Origin of the sequence: Pseudomonas sp. SED1 (genome assembly GCF_034044025.1) — a bacterium.
Lineage (GTDB): Bacteria > Pseudomonadota > Gammaproteobacteria > Pseudomonadales > Pseudomonadaceae > Aquipseudomonas.
Map to the genome: position 1 here is coordinate 75714 of NZ_JAXCIS010000051.1, position 18627 is coordinate 94340.

22 protein-coding genes and 1 tRNA gene are annotated in these 18627 nt (G+C 59.0%); 3 read left to right on the plus strand and 20 right to left on the minus strand.

Annotated features, from left to right (window positions below):
- Window position 1: 1 nt before the first annotated feature.
- The 14 genes from SNL23_RS07270 to trmJ form a co-directional block, all read right to left on the minus strand.
- Complete coding sequence (locus tag SNL23_RS07270) at window positions 2–985, minus strand: RodZ family helix-turn-helix domain-containing protein (RefSeq protein ID WP_318301922.1); 984 nt, start codon at window positions 983–985, stop codon at window positions 2–4.
- A complete protein-coding gene (pilW, locus tag SNL23_RS07275) occupies window positions 985–1743 on the minus strand; it encodes a type IV pilus biogenesis/stability protein PilW (protein ID WP_076017545.1) in 759 nt (252 codons plus the stop codon). Before pilW ends, SNL23_RS07270 begins: the two co-directional genes overlap by 1 nt.
- Window positions 1744–1755: 12 nt before the next feature.
- A complete protein-coding gene (gene rlmN, locus SNL23_RS07280; protein ID WP_003209670.1) occupies window positions 1756–2904 on the minus strand; it encodes a 23S rRNA (adenine(2503)-C(2))-methyltransferase RlmN in 1149 nt (382 codons plus the stop codon).
- A gap of 30 nt (window positions 2905–2934) precedes the next feature.
- On the minus strand, window positions 2935–3360 hold the full coding sequence (gene ndk, locus SNL23_RS07285; protein WP_003175956.1) for a nucleoside-diphosphate kinase: 426 nt from the start codon (window positions 3358–3360) through the stop codon (window positions 2935–2937).
- A 91-nt stretch (window positions 3361–3451) separates the two neighbouring features.
- Window positions 3452–3652 (minus strand): Fe-S cluster assembly protein IscX, encoded by a 201-nt coding sequence (gene iscX / locus SNL23_RS07290; protein ID WP_076017546.1) that lies wholly within the window; start codon window positions 3650–3652, stop codon window positions 3452–3454.
- A 14-nt stretch (window positions 3653–3666) separates the two neighbouring features.
- Window positions 3667–4008, minus strand: a complete 342-nt coding sequence (gene fdx / locus SNL23_RS07295) for an ISC system 2Fe-2S type ferredoxin (RefSeq protein ID WP_167664532.1) — start codon at window positions 4006–4008, stop codon at window positions 3667–3669.
- A gap of 3 nt (window positions 4009–4011) precedes the next feature.
- Window positions 4012–5874, minus strand: coding sequence for a Fe-S protein assembly chaperone HscA (gene hscA / locus SNL23_RS07300; protein WP_318301923.1), 1863 nt, complete (start codon window positions 5872–5874; stop codon window positions 4012–4014).
- A 51-nt stretch (window positions 5875–5925) separates the two neighbouring features.
- Window positions 5926–6447: a co-chaperone HscB gene (gene hscB, locus SNL23_RS07305; RefSeq protein WP_008438289.1), complete on the minus strand. Its 522-nt coding sequence runs from the start codon at window positions 6445–6447 to the stop codon at window positions 5926–5928.
- A gap of 8 nt (window positions 6448–6455) precedes the next feature.
- Complete coding sequence (gene iscA, locus SNL23_RS07310; RefSeq protein WP_003209680.1) at window positions 6456–6779, minus strand: iron-sulfur cluster assembly protein IscA; 324 nt, start codon at window positions 6777–6779, stop codon at window positions 6456–6458.
- A 28-nt stretch (window positions 6780–6807) separates the two neighbouring features.
- Entirely contained in the window at window positions 6808–7194 is a 387-nt protein-coding gene (iscU, locus tag SNL23_RS07315) for a Fe-S cluster assembly scaffold IscU (protein WP_003209682.1), read from the minus strand.
- A gap of 102 nt (window positions 7195–7296) precedes the next feature.
- Window positions 7297–8511: an IscS subfamily cysteine desulfurase gene (locus tag SNL23_RS07320; RefSeq protein WP_088423701.1), complete on the minus strand. Its 1215-nt coding sequence runs from the start codon at window positions 8509–8511 to the stop codon at window positions 7297–7299.
- Window positions 8512–8561: 50 nt separating this feature from the next.
- The gene (gene iscR / locus SNL23_RS07325) at window positions 8562–9053 is read right to left on the minus strand and encodes a Fe-S cluster assembly transcriptional regulator IscR (protein ID WP_003210305.1); all 492 of its coding nucleotides are present in this window, start codon (window positions 9051–9053) and stop codon (window positions 8562–8564) included.
- A gap of 303 nt (window positions 9054–9356) precedes the next feature.
- On the minus strand, window positions 9357–10142 hold the full coding sequence (gene cysE / locus SNL23_RS07330; protein WP_318301924.1) for a serine O-acetyltransferase: 786 nt from the start codon (window positions 10140–10142) through the stop codon (window positions 9357–9359).
- A 2-nt stretch (window positions 10143–10144) separates the two neighbouring features.
- The gene (gene trmJ, locus SNL23_RS07335; protein WP_010565226.1) at window positions 10145–10915 is read right to left on the minus strand and encodes a tRNA (cytosine(32)/uridine(32)-2'-O)-methyltransferase TrmJ; all 771 of its coding nucleotides are present in this window, start codon (window positions 10913–10915) and stop codon (window positions 10145–10147) included.
- Between the two features lie 145 nt (window positions 10916–11060).
- On the opposite strand from trmJ, the gene suhB reads away from it, so the two are divergent.
- A complete protein-coding gene (suhB, locus tag SNL23_RS07340) occupies window positions 11061–11876 on the plus strand; it encodes a type III secretion system regulator SuhB (RefSeq protein WP_003175971.1) in 816 nt (271 codons plus the stop codon).
- Between the two features lie 51 nt (window positions 11877–11927).
- On the opposite strand, the gene SNL23_RS07345 is transcribed toward suhB, so the two are convergent.
- The 6 genes from SNL23_RS07345 to queA all read right to left on the minus strand — a co-directional run bounded on the left by SNL23_RS07345 (window position 11928) and on the right by queA (window position 18007).
- The gene (locus SNL23_RS07345) at window positions 11928–12476 is read right to left on the minus strand and encodes a glycine zipper 2TM domain-containing protein (RefSeq protein WP_003210309.1); all 549 of its coding nucleotides are present in this window, start codon (window positions 12474–12476) and stop codon (window positions 11928–11930) included.
- A 123-nt stretch (window positions 12477–12599) separates the two neighbouring features.
- Window positions 12600–13514 (minus strand): protein translocase subunit SecF, encoded by a 915-nt coding sequence (gene secF, locus SNL23_RS07350; protein WP_003210311.1) that lies wholly within the window; start codon window positions 13512–13514, stop codon window positions 12600–12602.
- A gap of 9 nt (window positions 13515–13523) precedes the next feature.
- Window positions 13524–15392, minus strand: a complete 1869-nt coding sequence (gene secD, locus SNL23_RS07355) for a protein translocase subunit SecD (RefSeq protein WP_076017552.1) — start codon at window positions 15390–15392, stop codon at window positions 13524–13526.
- A gap of 62 nt (window positions 15393–15454) precedes the next feature.
- Window positions 15455–15793 (minus strand): preprotein translocase subunit YajC, encoded by a 339-nt coding sequence (yajC, locus tag SNL23_RS07360; RefSeq protein ID WP_076017553.1) that lies wholly within the window; start codon window positions 15791–15793, stop codon window positions 15455–15457.
- Window positions 15794–15836: 43 nt separating this feature from the next.
- Window positions 15837–16952 carry a tRNA guanosine(34) transglycosylase Tgt gene (tgt, locus tag SNL23_RS07365; RefSeq protein WP_010176873.1) on the minus strand — a complete coding sequence of 372 codons (1116 nt, stop codon included), beginning with the start codon at window positions 16950–16952 and terminating at the stop codon, window positions 15837–15839.
- A 5-nt stretch (window positions 16953–16957) separates the two neighbouring features.
- Window positions 16958–18007 carry a tRNA preQ1(34) S-adenosylmethionine ribosyltransferase-isomerase QueA gene (queA, locus tag SNL23_RS07370; protein WP_167664535.1) on the minus strand — a complete coding sequence of 350 codons (1050 nt, stop codon included), beginning with the start codon at window positions 18005–18007 and terminating at the stop codon, window positions 16958–16960.
- A 108-nt stretch (window positions 18008–18115) separates the two neighbouring features.
- Between queA and SNL23_RS07375 the strand changes: the two genes are divergently transcribed.
- Both SNL23_RS07375 and SNL23_RS07380 read left to right on the plus strand, forming a co-directional pair.
- Window positions 18116–18200, plus strand: a tRNA-Leu gene (locus SNL23_RS07375).
- Between the two features lie 94 nt (window positions 18201–18294).
- Window positions 18295–18624 carry a hypothetical protein gene (locus tag SNL23_RS07380; protein WP_318301925.1) on the plus strand — a complete coding sequence of 110 codons (330 nt, stop codon included), beginning with the start codon at window positions 18295–18297 and terminating at the stop codon, window positions 18622–18624.
- The last annotated feature ends 3 nt before the right edge of the window (window positions 18625–18627 follow it).

Below are 18627 nucleotides of genomic sequence, written 5' to 3' on the forward strand. Positions count from 1 at the left end.
TTTATTGTCCCAACTTCAGGCGAGCAGTCTCGCCACTGGTGAACGGCGCCACGTCCACAGGCTGGCCGTTGTAGGCCACTTGCGCGCCACGGGCATAGCCCAGACGCAGCGTCAAAGGAGGCTTGCCGCCCTGGTCAAGTGTATCTCCCTTACGCTTCAGACCACTGAACAGCACCTTGCCGTTGCCATCGGAGACTTGCGTCCAGCAGTCAGCGACGTAGGTAATTTGTACTCGGCCATCACCGGCGATCAGCGCCGGGGTGGTTGGCGCGGAAACCGCCGGGGCAGCCGGAGCGGTTGGCGCCGGAGCCTGCGCCGGTACCACCGGGGTGTGCGCTGGAGCGGTTGGCGTGGCGGCAACGGCAGGAGCCGGGGCCACCGGAGTCACTGCCGGGGCAGTACCCGCTTCCGGAGCAGGCTGCTCGGCGCCAGGCTCTGCCTCAGGTGCCGCCTGGCCCTCGGCCACGGCCTGGTCTTCCGGTTCGTCCAATGGATGAATCTGGGTGGTGCCGTCGGCGCTTTCGACTTCGACGTGCTCCATGGCGTTGCTGGACAGGTCCTTGCCGCGTTGGGAGGTCTGGTCCTGCCACCATACAAAACCACCGCCGATCACGGCGATCAGCAGCAACAGGCTGACAATTCGCAAAATGGTGTGGGAAACACGCACAGGCTCTTCAATGCGGCCCAGGCCATGGACATTGCTGCCCTGGGAATCGGTACCGGTGATCTGGTCGAATTGCTGGACCAATGCGGCCTGGTCAATACCGAGCAACTTGGCGTAGGCGCGGATATAGCCGCGGGCGAAGGTATGCCCTGGCAGCTTGTCGAACGCGCCAGCTTCAAGGTTGCCCAATGAAGTCGTGGTCAAATTGAGCTTGAGGGCCACTTCTGCCAGCGACCAACCATTGCTTTCGCGGGCCTGACGCAAGGTCTCGCCTGGGTTTCCACGATTAGCTGCTACAACTTCCGGGTGCGCCGCTTTCATCATTGCTCCGACAGGTATTGCTGATATTCCGGCGTACCGGGATAGAGTCGTTCGAGTTGCTGGCCAAAACGTGCGGCCTTGTCGCGTTCTTCATGAACCGTCGCCAGGCGCACACCGAGCAATAGACTACGTGCATTTTGCCCGCTCAGCAGGCTAAAACGCTCGTAATAGTCACGTGCCGGCACATAATGCCTGTCTTCAAAGGACAACTCAGCCATTTCGAGCAAGGCTCGTGGCTGGCGCTGGTTCAGGTGCAGGGCTTTTTCCAGTTGCTGGCGGGCGGTGTCGCGCTGGCCGAGAAGCATTGAGGTCACCCCAAGGTTCTCGAAAACCCGCGAGCGCTCAGGATAAAGGGTATCGGCCGCAGCCTGCTGGAAATATTCGGACGCCTGGTCATAACGTTTCTGCGCAAACAAAAAACTGCCGTAGTTATTCAGCAGTCTTGGGTCGCCAGGACGTGAGGCCAGGGCCTTGTGGAAATATTGATCGGCCAATTCAGGCTCGGCCTGGGCCTGGAACACCAAGGCCAACGCAGCATTGGCGTCGGCGTCGCTGCCATCCAGCTCGAGGGCCTTCTTCAGCGGCACCTTGGCCCGTTCGGCCATTCCTTGCTGCAAGTACCCCAAGCCCAACTGCACATAGGCAGCACGCGCCTCGTCACGGCCCTTGCCGGTTTGCAGCGGGCTGTCATGGCCCGATGAAACACAGCCAGCCGCGAGGCTGGCAACAAGCAAAAGCAGCGCAAGGCGCAAGGGCATAGAGATCCTCTCTCAGGTTCGAGTCGCGGCGCTTTGCGGCATATCGTCGGCGGCACTCAGTTCACGCACGGCAATATAACGTTCGCTGCGACGGGTGCGATCCAGCACCTGTCCTACCAATTGGCCACATGCCGCATCGATGTCTTCGCCGCGTGTAGTGCGTACGGTGACATTGAAGCCTGCATGGTGCAGTTGATCCTGGAAACGGCGGATGGCGTTGTTGCTCGGCCGCTCGTAGCCAGAATGGGGAAACGGGTTAAACGGAATCAGGTTGATCTTGCACGGTACATTCTTGAGCAACTCGATCATCTCGACCGCGTGCTCGACCTTGTCGTTGATGTCCTTGAGCATGGTGTACTCGATGGTCAACACACGTTTCTCACCCAAGGTCGCCATATAACGCTGGCAAGATTCGAGCAGCATCTTAAGCGGATACTTCTTGTTGATCGGCACCAATTGGTTACGCAATGCGTCATTCGGTGCGTGCAGCGACAACGCCAGGGAGACGTCGATGTGCTTGGCCAGCTCATCGATCATCGGTACCACGCCGGAGGTCGACAGGGTCACACGGCGCTTGGAAATGCCGTAGCCCAGGTCGTCCATCATCAAATGCATGGCCGCAACAACGTTGTCGAAGTTCAGCAGCGGCTCGCCCATGCCCATCATCACCACGTTGGTGATGGCACGGTCGGCGGTTGCCGGGATGCTGCCGAACGATTTATTGGCAATCCACACCTGGCCGATGACTTCGGCGGCGGTGAGGTTGCTGTTGAAACCTTGCTTGCCGGTGGAGCAGAAACTGCAGTCCAGGGCACAGCCTGCCTGGGACGAAACGCACAGAGTGCCGCGCTTGCCCTGGGGAATGTACACGGTCTCGACGCAGCTGCCGGACGCCACGCGCACCACCCATTTACGGGTGCCGTCGGTGGAAATGTCTTCGCTGACCACTTCGGGGCCGCGAACTTCGGCAATGGCCTTGAGCTTGTCGCGCAGGGCCTTGCTGACGTTCGTCATGGCGTCGAAATCATCGACGCCAAGATGGTGAATCCACTTCATTACCTGAGCGGCACGAAAACGCTTCTCCCCGATTGAGTCGAAGAATTTTTCCATTTCCTGTTGAGTCAGACCCAGCAGGTTGGTTTTTGCAGTCAATGTAGTCATGGATTCACCTTCGCTCTTTTAAGCCAATGCTTAGCGAGCGGTTACTTCAGTAGCAGCGAAAAAGTACGAGATTTCGCGGGCAGCAGCGGCTTCGGAGTCCGAACCGTGAACGGCGTTGGCGTCGATCGATTCAGCGAAGTCAGCACGGATGGTGCCGGCAGCAGCTTCTTTAGGGTTGGTAGCGCCCATCAGCTCACGGTTCAGAGCGATAGCGTTTTCGCCTTCCAGAACCTGAACAACAACAGGGCCGGAGATCATGAAGGCAACCAGGTCGCCGAAGAAACCACGAGCGCTGTGCTCAGCGTAGAAGCCTTCAGCTTCAGCTTTGGACAGTTGCTTGAGTTTCGAAGCTACAACCTTCAGGCCGGCTTTTTCGAAACGAGTGGTGATCTCGCCGATGACGTTTTTTGCAACAGCGTCAGGCTTGATGATGGAGAAAGTACGTTGAACAGCCATGGTGTAACTCCAGAAACGGTAATTTGCGAAAAATTAAACCCGCGAATTATACGCGGGTTCTTGGGTATTGCCTAACTGCGTAAGGGAGGCTTCAGTCCTGCTCTTCTTTCCAGGCAGTCTGAATAGCTTCAAGCACCTTTTCACCGCCGCGTTCCCGGTCATCTTCGAACCCTGGCAAGGCCATGACCATGTCACGCAAAGCTACAAAGTTCAGCGAATAAGGGTTCACGTCCGGGTGACCATCGGCCAGCAGGATAGCGATTTCTTGTACATCAACCCATTTAAGACTCATGACACTTCCTTGAATCAGTGCGGCGCTTCAGCGGCATGGTTGAGCGAATATTTCGGAATCTCGACGGTGAGGTCTTCTGTTCCCACTTTTGCCTGACAGCTCAAGCGCGACGTCGGCTCAAGGCCCCACGCCCTATCAAGATAGTCCTCTTCCAGCTCATCAGCCTCTTCCAGGCTGTTGAAACCTTCACGAATCACACAGTGACAGGTGGTACAGGCGTTAACGCCGCCGCAGGCGCTTTCGATCTCGATGTGGTGGTCGTGAGCGACTTCGAGAATGGACTTGCCGGTCTCAGCCTCCACAACCATACCGTCCGGGCAATGCTCGGCGTGTGGCAGAAAAATGATCTGCGGCATCAGTTAATCCTCAAGTTCATTCAAGTTGCGGCCCGCCAGGGCGGCTTTTACCGTCTGGTCCATGCGACGGGCGGCAAAGGCATCGGTCACTTGCGACAGGCGCTTGGTCTGTTGCTCGATGGCGTAACCATCGGTGCCTTTCATCAATTCAGCCAGTTCCTGCATTTGCAGGTCGATAACCATGCGCTCTTCGGCATCCAGCAAACGCTCGCCGTCGGCTTCAAGGGCGCCCTGCACGGCTTCGAGCAGGCGCTGGGCGTCGACTTGCTGCTCACGCAGCACGCGGGCGACCTTGTCGTCACCGGCGTACTGGAACGAATCCTTGAGCATCTTGGCGATTTCGCCATCGGTCAGGCCGTAGGACGGCTTGACCTGGATGCTGGCTTCAACGCCGGAGGCCAATTCGCGAGCGGCAACGCTGAGCAAGCCGTCGGCGTCGACCTGGAAGGTCACGCGAATCTTCGCCGCACCGGCCACCATCGCCGGAATGCCGCGCAATTCGAAGCGCGCCAGGGAACGGCAGTCGCTGATCAGCTCACGCTCGCCCTGCAGCACATGAATCATCATGGCCGTCTGGCCATCTTTGTACGTGGTGAAGTCCTGAGCGCGGGCAACGGGAATGGTGGTGTTGCGTGGAATCACCTTCTCCATCAAGCCGCCCATGGTTTCCAGCCCCAGGGACAACGGGATCACGTCGAGCAGAAGCAGTTCGCCACCATCGCGCTTGTTACCGGCGAGGGTATCAGCCTGGATCGCAGCACCAATGGCCACCACTTGATCCGGGTCGATTTCAGTCAGCGGCTGGCGGCCAAAGGCTTCGGCAACGGCTTCGCGGACACGTGGCACGCGGGTCGAACCACCCACCATCACCACGGCGGCGACGTCTTCCAGCTCGATACCGGAGTCGCGCACCGCACGGCGGCAGGCTTTCAGGCTGCGGGCGACCATCGGCTCGATCAACGAATCGAAGGCTTCACGGGTCAGTTGGGCCGACCAGTTACCGTAGGAAACTTCAACCGACGCAGCGTCAGTGAGTGCTTCTTTGGCGGCACAGGCGGTTTGCAGCAGATTTCGTTGTGCGCCCGGATCCAGGTCGGCAGACAAGCCCGCGCTGGTGATGATCCAGCCAGCAATGGCGTGATCGAAGTCATCGCCGCCCAGGGCCGTGTCGCCACCGGTAGCCAGCACCTCGAAGACTCCGCCGGTCAGGCGCAGAATCGAAATATCAAAGGTACCGCCGCCCAGGTCGTAAATAGCCACCAGGCCTTCGGCGTGCTGGTCCAGGCCGTAAGCCACAGCCGCTGCAGTCGGCTCGTTGAGCAGGCGCAACACGTTCAGGCCGGCAAGTTTCGCCGCATCCTTGGTGGCTTGGCGCTGAGCATCATCGAAATACGCAGGAACAGTAATCACCGCCCCCACCAGTTCGCCGCCCAAGGTGGTTTCCGCACGCTGGCGTAGCACTTTAAGGATATCGGCCGACACTTCCACCGGGCTTTTCGGGCCCTGGATGGTGTCGATGAACGGCATATGGGATTCGCCGCCGACAAAGCGGTACGGCAGTTGGTCGCCCAGTTGCTTGACGTCGGAAAGACCACGACCCATCAAGCGCTTGACCGACAGCACGGTGTTCAGCGGGTCGGCAGACGCCGCCAGCTTGGCCGACTCGCCCACTTCGGTACGGTCAGCGTGATAGCGCACGGCAGACGGCAGGATGACTTGGCCATCCGCGTCGGGCAGCGGCTCGGAAAGACCGCTGCGCAATGCAGCGACCAGCGAATTGGTAGTGCCCAAGTCAATCCCGACCGCCAGGCGACGCTGGTGCGGTTGAGGACTTTGACCGGGTTCGGCGATCTGCAGTAGGGCCATGGTAATCAGGACTTATCTGTATATCAGGCGTGCAACCTGGGCGGCACTGGGTTAATCGTCGAGGCGCTCTTCTAACTGGCGCACTTCGTAGGTGAGCTTGTCGAGGAACTGCATGCGCCGCATCAGGCGTTCGGCCTGTTCACGTTGCGCTGCATCATCCCAACAGGCTGCGAAGCTTTCGTTGAGTTCATCCTGGGCCACTTTCAGACGGCGCTTGAACACTGCGACTCCGGCCAGATCAGCCTCGTCCTGCAGTTCTTCAAGCTCCTCGCGCCATTGCATCTGCTGCATCAGGAAATCAGGGTCCTGGACCGTGACTTCAAGCGGCAGCTCGCGACCGCCCATGGCGAGCAGGTAGCGCGCGCGTTTGGGAGGGTTCTTGAGCGTCTGATAGGCTTCGTTGAGGCTGGCTGATTGCTCCAGCGCCAAGCGTTGCTCACGCTCGGAAGCGTCAGCAAAACGGTCCGGATGCACTCCACGCGCCAGTTCACGGTAGCGCGTGGCAAGCTGTTCAAGGTCCAGTCGAAAACTCGGCTGCAGCTCGAACAAAGCGAAATGACAAGGAGTACCCACGATCAGCCTCAGATGTTGAAGCTTTCGCCGCAGCCACATTCACCGCGTACGTTGGGGTTGTTGAACTTGAAGCCTTCGTTCAACCCTTCCTTGACAAAATCGAGTTCGGTGCCGTCCAGGTAAGTCAGGCTTTTCGGGTCGATAATCACTTTTTCGCCGTGACTCTCGAACACCTGATCTTCCTCGACCACCTCGTCGACAAACTCCAGCACGTAGGCAAGGCCGGAACAGCCCGTGGTGCGAACACCCAGACGAATCCCCTCACCTTTACCGCGCCCATTCAGGGAGCGGCGAATGTGCTGCGCAGCCGCTTCTGTCATGCTGATAGCCATCGTGACTCCTTACTCGTCGCCAAATTGCTTAGATCAAGCCTTTCTTCTGCTTGTAGTCGCGAACAGCCGCCTTGATAGCGTCTTCTGCGAGTACCGAGCAGTGGATTTTCACTGGCGGCAAGGCCAGTTCTTCGGCCAGCTGGGTGTTGCTGATAGTCACAGCCTCATCCAGCGTCTTGCCTTTCATCCATTCGGTCGCCAGGGAGCTGGAGGCGATGGCCGAACCGCAACCATATGTCTTGAACTTGGCGTCTTCGATAACGCCAGCTTCGTTGACCTTGATCTGCAGGCGCATAACGTCGCCGCACGCCGGAGCGCCGACCATGCCGGTGCCGACATCAGGGTCTTCCGCGTTCATCTTGCCGACGTTGCGCGGGTTTTCGTAGTGGTCGATGACCTTTTCGCTGTAAGCCATGGTACTGAATCCTCACTCATCAGGGCCGCTCTGGAACCCTGTAAACACGCCTGCGTTTTCCGCCACGTCTTTACAGAGCCTTTTGGGTGGCGGCTTCTATAGTTAGTGTGCCGCCCACTCGATCTTGGAAATATCGACACCGTCTTTGTACATGTCCCACAGAGGCGACAAGGTACGCAGCTTGGTGACGGCCTCGCAGACTTTCTGCGCGGCGTAGTCGACTTCTTCTTCGGTGGTGAAACGGCCGAACGTAAAGCGGATCGAGCTGTGAGCCAGTTCGTCGTTGCGGCCCAGGGCGCGCAGGACGTAGGACGGCTCAAGGGAAGCCGAGGTGCAGGCCGAACCGGACGAAACCGCCAGGTCCTTGAGCGCCATGATCAGCGACTCGCCTTCGACGTAGTTGAAGCTCAAATTCAGGTTGTGCGGTACACGGGCGGTCATGCTGCCGTTGATGTACAGCTCTTCAAGGTGCTCGACCTGCTTGTAGAAACGATCGCTCAAGGCCTTGATGCGCACGTTTTCAGCAGCCATGTCTTCCTTGGCCACACGGAACGCTTCGCCGATGCCAACGATCTGGTGGGTCGCCAGGGTGCCGGAACGCATGCCACGCTCGTGACCGCCGCCGTGCATGGTGGCTTCGATACGCACACGAGGCTTGCGGCTTACGTACAGCGCGCCAATGCCTTTAGGGCCGTAGGTCTTGTGGGCAGAGAACGACATCAGGTCGACTTTCAGTTTCGACAGGTCGATATCGACCTTGCCGGTGGACTGAGCAGCGTCGACGTGCAGCAACACGCCCTTGGAGCGGGTCAGCTCGCCGATGGCGGCGATGTCGTTGATGGTGCCGATTTCGTTGTTCACGTGGATCACGGAAACCAGGATGGTGTCTTCACGCATCGCAGCTTCGATCATCGCAGGGGTCACGATACCGTCGGTGGTTGGCTCGAGGTAGGTGATCTCGAAACCTTCACGCTCCAGTTGGCGCATGGTGTCGAGGACAGCCTTGTGCTCAATCTTGGTGGTGATCAGGTGCTTGCCTTTGGTCGCGTAGAAATGCGCCGCACCCTTGATTGCCAGGTTATCGGACTCGGTGGCACCGGAGGTCCAGACGATCTCACGCGGGTCGGCATTCACCAGGTCAGCGACCTGGCGACGAGCGTTTTCTACTGCTTCTTCAGCTTTCCAGCCGAAAACGTGGGAACGGGACGCCGGGTTACCGAAGTTTCCGTCAACCAGCAGGCATTCGCTCATCTTTTGCGCGACACGCGGATCAACCGGGGTGGTCGCTGAGTAATCAAGGTAAATCGGCAATTTCATGGACTTTCTCCTAAATCAGGCTGGCTGGCGTGCCGTTAGCTCTTCGGCTGTCACTCGACGGCGGACGCTTCAATCTTGTCCAGACGCGGCGCCTTGGTGTTGCAACGGCGCTGGTCCTGACGCTGGGCTACTTCTTGCACCTCACGGCGAGTCACAAGATCAGCCAAGCTGATACCACTCAAAAACTCATGGATCTGCAGGCTCAGGTCACACCACAAGTGGTGTGTGAGGCAGGTGTCGCCGGCGTGGCAATCACCCAGGCCCTGGCATTTGGTGGCATCGACGGATTCATTCACCGCATCGATCACCTGGGCTACCTGGATGCCCTGCATGTCGCGGGACAGTTGATAGCCGCCGCCTGGACCACGAACGCTGGAAACCAGATTGCTGCGGCGCAACTTGGCGAACAACTGCTCGAGGTAAGACAGGGAAATGCCTTGGCGCTCGGAGATATCGGCCAGGGACACCGGCCCATTTTGCGCGTGCAAGGCCAGATCAAGCATGGCGGTTACCGCGTATCGGCCTTTTGTAGTCAGTCTCATGGACAAGTACCAAGGTGTTTCAGAATGGGAGCAAGTATGCGATTCCCGAGTATTTAAGTCAACTATAAGACCTAGTACTTTAGTCAGGATTACCCGTAAAAAGGGCGCGCGAATCATAGCAGGGCGGGACGGGATGGACCAGCGGGAACAGGGCCAAGCCGGGAATGCGGGACCAATGGAGGTCAAAATGTGGGAGCGGGCTTGCTCGCGAATGCGGTGGATCAGTCAATATATTCGGCGACTGACACGCAGCTTTCGCGAGCAAGCCCGCTCCCACATGGGTTTTGCAGTGATTGCGAGACTTCAGCCCGCCTTGGTGGCGGCACCTTCGTCCTTGACCTCGGCAAAGTCTTCGGTGCGCAGCTCAGGCAAGTCCTTGGCGCAGTAGTTGCTGCCAAGTTCTTTCAGGGCACCGCACATACCGTCCAGCTTGCCATCCACCGCTTGCAGGTGATCCAACAACTGGCCGATAGCACGCGCCACCGGGTCAGGCATGTCTTCGCTGACGCCATAGGCATCGAAACCGATTTTCTCGGCCATGGCCTTGCGCTTGGCTTCCTGTTCATCACCGACTTCCGGCTTGACGATGATCCGCCCCGGAATACCGACAACCGTTGCGCCAGGCGGTACGGCCTTGGTCACCACGGCGTTGGAGCCGACCTTGGCGCCCGCACCGACGGTAAACGGGCCAAGCACCTTGGCGCCCGCCCCCACTACAACGCCATCTTCCAGCGTCGGGTGACGCTTGCCTTTGTTCCAGGTGGTGCCACCCAGGGTCACGCCCTGATACAGGGTCACGTCATCGCCGATCTCGGCGGTCTCGCCAATAACGATGCCCATGCCGTGATCAATAAAGAAGCGACGACCGACCTTGGCGCCCGGATGGATCTCGATCCCGGTCAGCCAGCGGCCAAAGTTGGAGACCAGCCGCGCCAGCCACTTCCAGCCCATATGCCACAAGGCGCCGGACAGGCGGTGGATCCAGATCGCGTGCATGCCCGGGTAGCAGGTCAGCACTTCAAAGGCGTTGCGCGCCGCCGGGTCACGGTGGAAAACACTCTGGATATCTTCTCGCAAACGCTCGAACATTTTTAATCCTTCCGCTTAAGAAGCTCGCCACGGGCCGCTTTCTGGGTTTCCGTGAGGATGCCACGCAATATATTCATTTCCGCCCGGCTGACCGAGCTGCGTCCGTACAACCGACGCAGGCGCGCCATCAAGTGCCGTGGTTTTTCCGGGTCGAGGAATTCGATGGCCACCAGGGTTTGCTCCAGGTGCTCATAGAACCGCTCCAGCTCGTCCATGGTGGCCAGCTCGCCACTCTTGGTCGATGCAACCTCATCCTTTTCAACCTTGCTTGGCTGACCTTCAGCGGCCAGCCAGGCCATGCGCACTTCATAACTCAACACCTGCACCGCCGCCCCGAGGTTCAGCGAACTGAACTCAGGGTCTGATGGGATGTGCACGTGATAATGACATCGCTGCAGCTCCTCATTGGTCAGGCCGGAATCTTCACGGCCGAACACCAAGGCGATTTCAGCGCCGCCAGCGGCCTCTTCCACGACTTTGGTCCCGCATTCGCGAGGATCCAGCAGCGGCCAGGGGATGCGACGGTCGCGAGCACTGGTGCCGAGCACCAGGTTGCAGCCGACAAGGGCGTCTTCCAGGGTGGCAACGACCTGGGCTTTTTCGAGGATGTCATTGGCGCCGGACGCGCGGGCATCGGCCTCGTGGTGCGGAAACAGACGCGGCTCGACCAGCACCAGGCGCGTCAGCCCCATGTTCTTCATGGCTCGCGCCACGCCGCCGATATTGCCGGGATGACTGGTGTTGACGAGGACGACACGGATGTTTTGCAGCAAGGGAGGCGCTCTCGGACACGGGAAAGGGGAGCAAATCTTACAGAACAGCCTAAGGTTATGCCATGAAAGGTAACGTCGTCCTTCACCTGAAGAAAGTTTCTGCTAGAATGCTCGGCTTTCTTTAACAACCTTAGGTGACACATCCATGCAGCCCATGCTGAATATCGCGCTGCGCGCCGCCCGCAGCGCCAGTGAATTGATCTTCCGCTCCATCGAGCGCCTGGATACCATCAAGGTCGACGAAAAAGACGCCAAGGATTACGTATCCGAGGTGGATCGCGCCGCCGAGCAGAAAATCATCGACGCGCTGCGCAAGGCCTACCCTACCCACGGCATCCTCGGTGAAGAAACCGGCCTGCACAAAGGTAGCGGCGAAGGCGAAGACTACCTGTGGATCATCGACCCACTGGATGGCACCACCAACTTCCTGCGCGGCATCCCGCACTTTGCCGTGAGCATTGCCTGCAAATACCGTGGCCGCCTGGAGCACGCTGTGGTTCTGGACCCGGTCCGCCAGGAAGAATTCACCGCCAGCCGTGGCCGTGGCGCCCAACTGAACGGTCGCCGCCTGCGTGTCAGCGGTCGCACCAGCCTGGACGGCGCCCTGCTGGGCACCGGCTTTCCGTTCCGTGATGACCAGATGGACAACCTGGAAAACTACCTGGGCATGTTCCGCGCCCTGGTTGGCCAGACCGCCGGCATCCGTCGCGCCGGTGCAGCCAGCCTGGACCTGGCTTATGTCGCTGCCGGTCGTTTTGACGCGTTCTGGGAGTCGGGCCTGTCCGAGTGGGACATGGCTGCAGGCGCACTGCTGATTCAAGAAGCGGGCGGCCTGGTGAGCGACTTCACCGGCGGTCACGACTTCCTGGAGAAGGGACACGTAGTTGCCGGCAACACCAAATGCTTCAAGGCAGTACTGACGGCGATCCAGCCGCACCTGCCGGCTTCGCTGAAGCGCTAAGCGAGCGGGCACAAAAAAGCACCCCTCGGGGTGCTTTTTTTATACCTGAAATTACTGCTGCGGCTGGTTCTGACCGATAACCAGGCGCCCTTCCTTGTCGACCGGGATCTGGTTGCCTGGATCACGATCCATGCGCACGGAGCCTTCCTTGCCGTCCAGGGTGTAGCGCACGTCGTACCCGACAACCTTGTCGCTGATGTCGTTAACGGTGTTACAACGGGTTTGCGTAGTGGTGTAGGTATCGCGGTTCTGCATGCCTTCCTGAACCTTGTTACCGGCATAACCGCCACCGACCGCACCGGCCACCGTGGCCAGCTTCTTGCCATTACCGCCACCGACCTGATTACCCAACAGGCCGCCCGCCAGCGCACCGACCACCGTACCGACGATCTGGTGCTGATCCTGCACAGGCTTTTGCCGGGTTACGGCAACGTCCTTGCAGACTTCACGCGGGGTTTTAATCTGGGTTTTCACCGGCTGCACCGCCAGCACTTGCGCATACTCAGGGCCGCTTTTTACCAGGCTGTAGGTGGCAACAGCACCCCCGGCAGTCACACCGACAGCACCCAATACCGCACCAACCAGTAACGACTTGTTCACGTGAACCTCCTGACCATCACAAACGGACCGAACGATCCGCGCTATACCCAGCCTTGGAGCAAAAAAAAAGGCGCGAGTTCAATACTCGCGCCTTTTTTGTAACAGCAGATCAACAATCACCCATCAAGGGCGGTCGTCGACCTCCTTGCCGGTGCTGGCAGGAGGGATCAGGTCTTCGCTGTTGAGGTTCAGCCAGATCAGCACCACGTTGGCGATGTAGATCGACGAGTAGGTACCCGCCAGTACGCCGATGAACAGCGACAGCGAGAAGCCCCACAGGTTGTCACCACCGAACACCATCAATGCCGCAATCGCCAGCAAGGTGGAGATCGAAGTTGCCATGGTGCGCAGCAGGGTCTGAGTGGTGGAGATGTTGATGTTCTCGATCAACGTCGCCTTGCGCAGTACCCGGAAGTTCTCACGAACCCGGTCGAATACCACGATGGTGTCGTTGAGGGAGTAACCAATGATCGCCAGCACCGCCGCCAATACAGTCAGGTCGAAGGTGATCTGGAAGTACGCCAGGATACCCACGGTCACGATCACGTCGTGGATCAGCGACACAATGGCGCCGACACCGAACTTCCACTGAAAGCGGAAAGCCAGATAGATCATGATGCCGACCAGCGCCATCAGCATGCCGAGGCCGCCCTGGTCGCGCAGCTCTTCACCTACTTGCGGGCCTACGAACTCGACGCGCTTGACCGACGCAGGGTTATCACCACCGACCTTCTGCAAGGCCTCGGCTACCTGGTGACCCAGTTGCGGGTCTTCGCCCGGCATACGCACCAGCAGGTCAGTGGTTGCACCAAAGCTCTGCACGATGGCTTCGTGATAGCCGGCCTTGACCAGCTCGTTGCGCACCAGGCTAACGTCGGCCGGCTTCTCGTAGGTCAGCTCGATGAGCGTACCGCCGGTGAAGTCCAGACCGTAGTTCAGGCCCTTATGGAACCAGCTGAACAACGCCAGAACGGTAAGGAGCATGGTGAAGCCGAACGCAACGTTGCGAACGCCCATGAAGTTGATTGTACGTAACATGGCAGCCCCTTAAATCCACAACTTCTTGAAGTCACGTCCGCCAAAGATCAGGTTGACCATTGCGCGGGTCACCATGATGGCCGTGAACATCGAGGTAAAGATACCGAGGGACATGGTCACCGCAAAACCTTTGACCGGGCCGGTGCCCATGGCAAAGAGAATCCCGCCGACCAACAGAGTGGTCAGGTTGGAGTCGAGAATCGCGGTAAATGCCCGGCCGAAGCCTTCGTTGATTGCCCGCTGTACGGTCATGCCCGCAGCGATCTCTTCACGAATACGCGAGAAGATCAGTACGTTGGCGTCTACCGCCATACCCATGGTGAGTACGATACCGGCGATACCTGGCAGGGTCAGCGTTGCACCCAACAGCGACATCAGGGCCAACAGCATCACCATGTTGCCCGCCAGTGCGACGGTAGCGATGATGCCGAAGAAGCGGTAGATGGCGATGATGAACAAGGAGACGAACAGCATGCCCCACAGTGCAGCGTCGATACCCTTGGTGATGTTGTCAGCACCCAGGCTCGGGCCGATGGTACGTTCTTCAGCGAAGTACATCGGGGCCGCCAGGCCACCGGCACGCAGCAGCAGCGCCAGTTCAGACGACTCACCCTGGCCGTTCAGGCCAGTGATGCGGAACTGAGCACCCAGTGGCGACTGGATGGTCGCCAGGCTGATGATCTTCTTCTCTTCTTTAAAGGTTTGTACCGGTACGTCTTTCTCTACGCCGTCGACCACTTGCTTGGTGTAGGTGGTGACAGGACGCTGTTCGATGAAGATCACCGCCATGCTGCGACCGACGTTGCTGCGGGTTGCGCGGCTCATCAGTTCGCCGCCATGACCATCCAGACGGATGTTCACTTCTGGCGTGCCGTGCTCGCCAAAACCAGCCTTGGCGTCGGTTACCTGGTCACCGGTGATGATCAAGCCACGCTCGATCAGCGCAGGTGGGCGACCACCTTCACGGAATTCGAATTCCTCGGCAGTGGCGCGGGTGGCACCCGGCTCAGCCGCCAGGCGGAATTCAAGGTTGGCTGTTTTACCCAGGATACGCTTGGCTTCAGCAGTGTCCTGCACGCCCGGCAGTTCAACCACGATGCGGTTGGCACCCTGGCGCTGAACGATCGGCTCGGCCACACCCAGCTCGTTGACGCGGTTACGTACCGTGGTCAAGTTCTGCTTGATGGAGTATTCACGGATTTCCGCCAGCTTGGCCGGGGTCATCGCCAGACGCAGTACCGCCTGACCATTGAGGTCGGCCGGAACAATGTCGAAATCGTTGAAGTTCTTGCGGATCAGTGCACGGGCCTGTTCGCGGGTTGCTTCGTCAGCAAAGCCCAGCTGGATGGCGCCGTTGAGCTGCGGCAGGCTGCGATAACGCAGGCGCTCTTTACGCAGCAGGCTCTTCACATCGCCTTCGTAGACTTTCAGGCGAGCGTCGAGGGCCTTGTCCATGTCCACTTCCAGCAGGAAGTGCACACCACCGGACAAGTCCAGACCCAGCTTCATCGGGTGCGCGCCAATCGCGCGCAGCCATTTTGGCGTGGTCTGTGCCAGGTTCAGCGCGACGACGTAGTCATCACCCATGACCTTGCGCACAACGTCTTTGGCCGGCAATTGGTCTTCTTGCTTGGTCAGGCGCAACAAACCGCCCTTACCGTCAGCTGCCAAGGTTGCCGCTTTAACCTGGATGCCCGCGTCGGTGAGCGCTTTGCTCGTGCGGTCCAGATCAGCCTGATTGACCTGCAACGCAGTGCTGGCACCCGTGATCTGGATCGCCGGGTCATCAGGATAGAGATTGGGAGCGGAATAAATAAAACCGATCGCCAGCACCGCCAGGATCAGTACGTATTTCCACAGAGGGTATTTGTTCAGCATCACGCCGCCCGCTTATAACGCGGGGCGCCTTGCGCGCCCCGTCGATTGGTAAAGGTTGGAACTTAGATCGCTTTCAGCGTGCCTTTTGGCAGCGTGGCGGCGATGGCGCCCTTCTGGAACTTCATTTCTACGGTGTCGGAGACTTCCAGGACCACGAAAGCGTCGGACACTTTAGTGATCTTGCCGGCGATGCCGCCAGTGGTCACGACTTCGTCGCCTTTCTGCAAGCTGCCCAGCAGGTTCTTCTGCTCTTTGGCGCGCTTGGCCTGTGGACGCCAGATCATCAGGTAGAAGATGACCAGGAAGCCGACCAGGAAAATCCACTCAAAACCACCGCCCAATGGGCCGGCAGCGGCCGGTGCAGCGGCATCAGCCATGGCATTAGAGATAAAAAAGCTCATTTAGCACTCCAGTTGCAAATAGTGAATCTTAGGGTCGGAAAACTCAGTCCAAGGGCGGCACAGGCAGCCCGCGCTTGGCATAGAAGGCATCGACGAAGGCGGCCAATGTACCCTGTTGAATAGCCTCGCGCAAACCAGCCATCAGGACTTGGTAGTGACGCAAATTGTGGATGGTATTCAACATGCTACCCAGCATTTCCCCACACTTGTCCAGATGGTGCAGATAAGCGCGCGAGAAGTTCTGGCAGGTGTAGCAGTCACAGGTAGGATCCAGCGGCGATTCATCATGGCGATGGAACGCGTTACGGATCTTCAGCACGCCTGTATCGATGAACAGATGCCCATTGCGGGCATTACGGGTTGGCATCACGCAATCGAACATGTCCACACCGCGGCGCACACCCTCTACGAGATCTTCCGGTTTGCCAACGCCCATAAGGTAACGAGGTTTGTCAGCCGGCATCAGGCCCGGCAGGTAGTCCAGCACCTTGATCATCTCGTGCTTGGGCTCGCCCACCGACAGACCGCCGATGGCCAGGCCGTCGAAACCGATCTTGTCCAGGCCTTCCAGCGAGCGCTTGCGCAAGCTTTCATGCATGCCGCCCTGCACGATACCGAACAGGGCAGCGGTGTTATCGCCATGGGCATTCTTCGAACGCTGGGCCCAGCGCAACGACAGCTCCATCGACACCCGCGCCACATCTTCATCGGCCGGGTACGGCGTGCATTCGTCAAAAATCATCACGATGTCGGAGCCCAGGTCACGCTGGACCTGCATCGACTCTTCCGGCCCCATGAACACCTTGGCGCCGTCCACCGGGGAGGCGAAGGTCACGCCCTCCTCCTTGATCTTGCGCATGGCGCCCAGGCTGAACACCTGGAAACCGCCGGAGTCAGTCAGGATCGGGCCTTTCCACTGCATGAAGTCATGCAGGTCGCCGTGCTTCTTGATCACTTCGGTGCCCGGGCGCAGCCACAGGTGGAAGGTATTGCCCAGGATGATCTCGGCGCCGGTGGCGACGATGTCCCGTGGCAGCATGCCTTTTACCGTGCCGTAGGTACCGACCGGCATAAAGGCCGGGGTCTCGACGGTACCGCGAGGGAAAGTCAAACGGCCGCGGCGAGCTTTACCATCCGTGGCCAGCAATTCAAACGACATACGACTCATGATTGTTCCTCTGGGCCGCGCGGCGCCGGATTACGGGTGATAAACATCGCATCACCGTAGCTGAAAAAACGGTATCCGTTATCGATGGCGGCTTGATAAGCGGCCATGGTTTCGGGATAACCGGCAAATGCCGACACCAGCATCAACAGCGTGGATTCCGGCAAATGGAAATTGGTTACCAGGGCATCGACCACGTGAAACGGGCGGCCCGGGTAGATAAAGATATCGGTGTCGCCACTGAACGGCTTGAGCACGCCATCGCGCGCCGCACTTTCCAGCGACCGCACGCTGGTGGTACCGACCGCCACCACACGCCCGCCGCGCGCCTTGCACGCAGTGACCGCGTCCACGACCGCCTGACTGACTTCCAGCCATTCGCTGTGCATGTGATGGTCTTCAATGTTATCCACACGCACCGGCTGAAACGTGCCGGCCCCCACGTGCAGGGTCACAAAGGCCGACTCGATGCCCTTGGCGGCAATCGCTTCCAGCAGCGGCTGATCGAAATGCAACCCCGCCGTCGGTGCGGCCACCGCGCCAAGACGCTCGGAATACACCGTCTGATAGCGCTCGCGGTCCGAGTCTTCATCCGGACGGTCTATATAAGGAGGCAGCGGCATGTGGCCGACACGCTCCAGCAGCGGCAACACTTCCTCGGCAAAACCCAGCTCGAACAACGCATCGTGACGGGCCAGCATTTCAGCTTCACCTCCGCCATCGATAAGAATCTTCGAACCCGGTTTCGGCGACTTGCTGGAGCGCACATGGGCCAGCACGCGATGGCTGTCCAGCACCCGCTCCACCAGAATTTCCAGCTTGCCGCCGGACGCTTTCTGGCCAAACAGCCGTGCCGGAATCACCCGGGTATTGTTGAAAACCATCAAGTCGCCCGGGCGTAAATGCTCAAGCAAATCAGTGAATTGACGGTGTGCGAGGGCACCGCTGACCCCGTCCAGGGTCAGCAGTCGACTGGCGCGACGCTCGGCCAAAGGATGGCGAGCGATCAGCGAATCAGGGAGCTCAAAAGTAAAGTCAGCAACGCGCATGATGGGGTTCGTCTAGCAGGGCCGGGAAGTCTAGCGGAAATAGTGAAAATTGACCATGAAACGTGATTGACCAACGGTAATCTCATCTCTATACTTCGCCGCCATTGAGCCCTGATGGCGGAATTGGTAGACGCGGCGGATTCAAAATCCGTTTTCGAAAGGAGTGGGAGTTCGAGTCTCCCTCGGGGCACCATCTTAAAAAAAGACCTTGAAATTCAAGGTCTTTTTTTTCGCCTGCAGGAAAGTGATGATGGGCGGGCGAACGCGAGAGAAGAGGAACCTTGACCATGGAACTGACGCTGGAAGCTGTTGCGCTTTTTGCGCTCAAGCTGGTGCACGAGACCGAAGGCGCAAGCCCGATTCTGCGGGATGACCCGGTCATGGACGGCTATGAGCGGGAAGTGTTTGGCTTGCTGGTGCGCAAGGGCGATATCAAGGCCATCCAGCAAAAAATCGACGAGTGCCTGCTATTGGCGCTCGAATCCCTGGGCGGTGCAAACACCGTGATGGGCCGCGAGCTGCAACGGCTCGCGGTGGGTGTGCGCCAAGCGACGACACTTGAAGCACTCAATGCTCCGCTCAACGCACTCAAGGATTACCTGAAAGCCATCCTGTAACGC

What these genes read in the sequence shown, in the direction of transcription:
- iscR (WP_003210305.1), bottom strand. Translation starts at nt 9,053, where the DNA reads ATGAGACTGACTACAAAAGGCCGATACGCGGTAACCGCCATGCTTGAT.
- cysE (WP_318301924.1), bottom strand. Translation starts at nt 10,142, where the DNA reads ATGTTCGAGCGTTTGCGAGAAGATATCCAGAGTGTTTTCCACCGTGAC.
- queA (WP_167664535.1), bottom strand. Translation starts at nt 18,007, where the DNA reads ATGCGCGTTGCTGACTTTACTTTTGAGCTCCCTGATTCGCTGATCGCT.
- secD (WP_076017552.1), bottom strand. Translation starts at nt 15,392, where the DNA reads ATGCTGAACAAATACCCTCTGTGGAAATACGTACTGATCCTGGCGGTG.
- iscA (WP_003209680.1), bottom strand. Translation starts at nt 6,779, where the DNA reads ATGGCTATCAGCATGACAGAAGCGGCTGCGCAGCACATTCGCCGCTCC.
- suhB (WP_003175971.1), top strand. Translation starts at nt 11,061, where the DNA reads ATGCAGCCCATGCTGAATATCGCGCTGCGCGCCGCCCGCAGCGCCAGT.
- iscU (WP_003209682.1), bottom strand. Translation starts at nt 7,194, where the DNA reads ATGGCTTACAGCGAAAAGGTCATCGACCACTACGAAAACCCGCGCAAC.
- SNL23_RS07380 (WP_318301925.1), top strand. Translation starts at nt 18,295, where the DNA reads ATGGAACTGACGCTGGAAGCTGTTGCGCTTTTTGCGCTCAAGCTGGTG.
- SNL23_RS07320 (WP_088423701.1), bottom strand. Translation starts at nt 8,511, where the DNA reads ATGAAATTGCCGATTTACCTTGATTACTCAGCGACCACCCCGGTTGAT.
- iscX (WP_076017546.1), bottom strand. Translation starts at nt 3,652, where the DNA reads ATGAGTCTTAAATGGGTTGATGTACAAGAAATCGCTATCCTGCTGGCC.
- rlmN (WP_003209670.1), bottom strand. Translation starts at nt 2,904, where the DNA reads ATGACTACATTGACTGCAAAAACCAACCTGCTGGGTCTGACTCAACAG.
- fdx (WP_167664532.1), bottom strand. Translation starts at nt 4,008, where the DNA reads ATGCCGCAGATCATTTTTCTGCCACACGCCGAGCATTGCCCGGACGGT.
- tgt (WP_010176873.1), bottom strand. Translation starts at nt 16,952, where the DNA reads ATGTCGTTTGAATTGCTGGCCACGGATGGTAAAGCTCGCCGCGGCCGT.
- ndk (WP_003175956.1), bottom strand. Translation starts at nt 3,360, where the DNA reads ATGGCTGTTCAACGTACTTTCTCCATCATCAAGCCTGACGCTGTTGCA.
- yajC (WP_076017553.1), bottom strand. Translation starts at nt 15,793, where the DNA reads ATGAGCTTTTTTATCTCTAATGCCATGGCTGATGCCGCTGCACCGGCC.
- SNL23_RS07270 (WP_318301922.1), bottom strand. Translation starts at nt 985, where the DNA reads ATGAAAGCGGCGCACCCGGAAGTTGTAGCAGCTAATCGTGGAAACCCA.
- secF (WP_003210311.1), bottom strand. Translation starts at nt 13,514, where the DNA reads ATGTTACGTACAATCAACTTCATGGGCGTTCGCAACGTTGCGTTCGGC.
- hscA (WP_318301923.1), bottom strand. Translation starts at nt 5,874, where the DNA reads ATGGCCCTACTGCAGATCGCCGAACCCGGTCAAAGTCCTCAACCGCAC.
- pilW (WP_076017545.1), bottom strand. Translation starts at nt 1,743, where the DNA reads ATGCCCTTGCGCCTTGCGCTGCTTTTGCTTGTTGCCAGCCTCGCGGCT.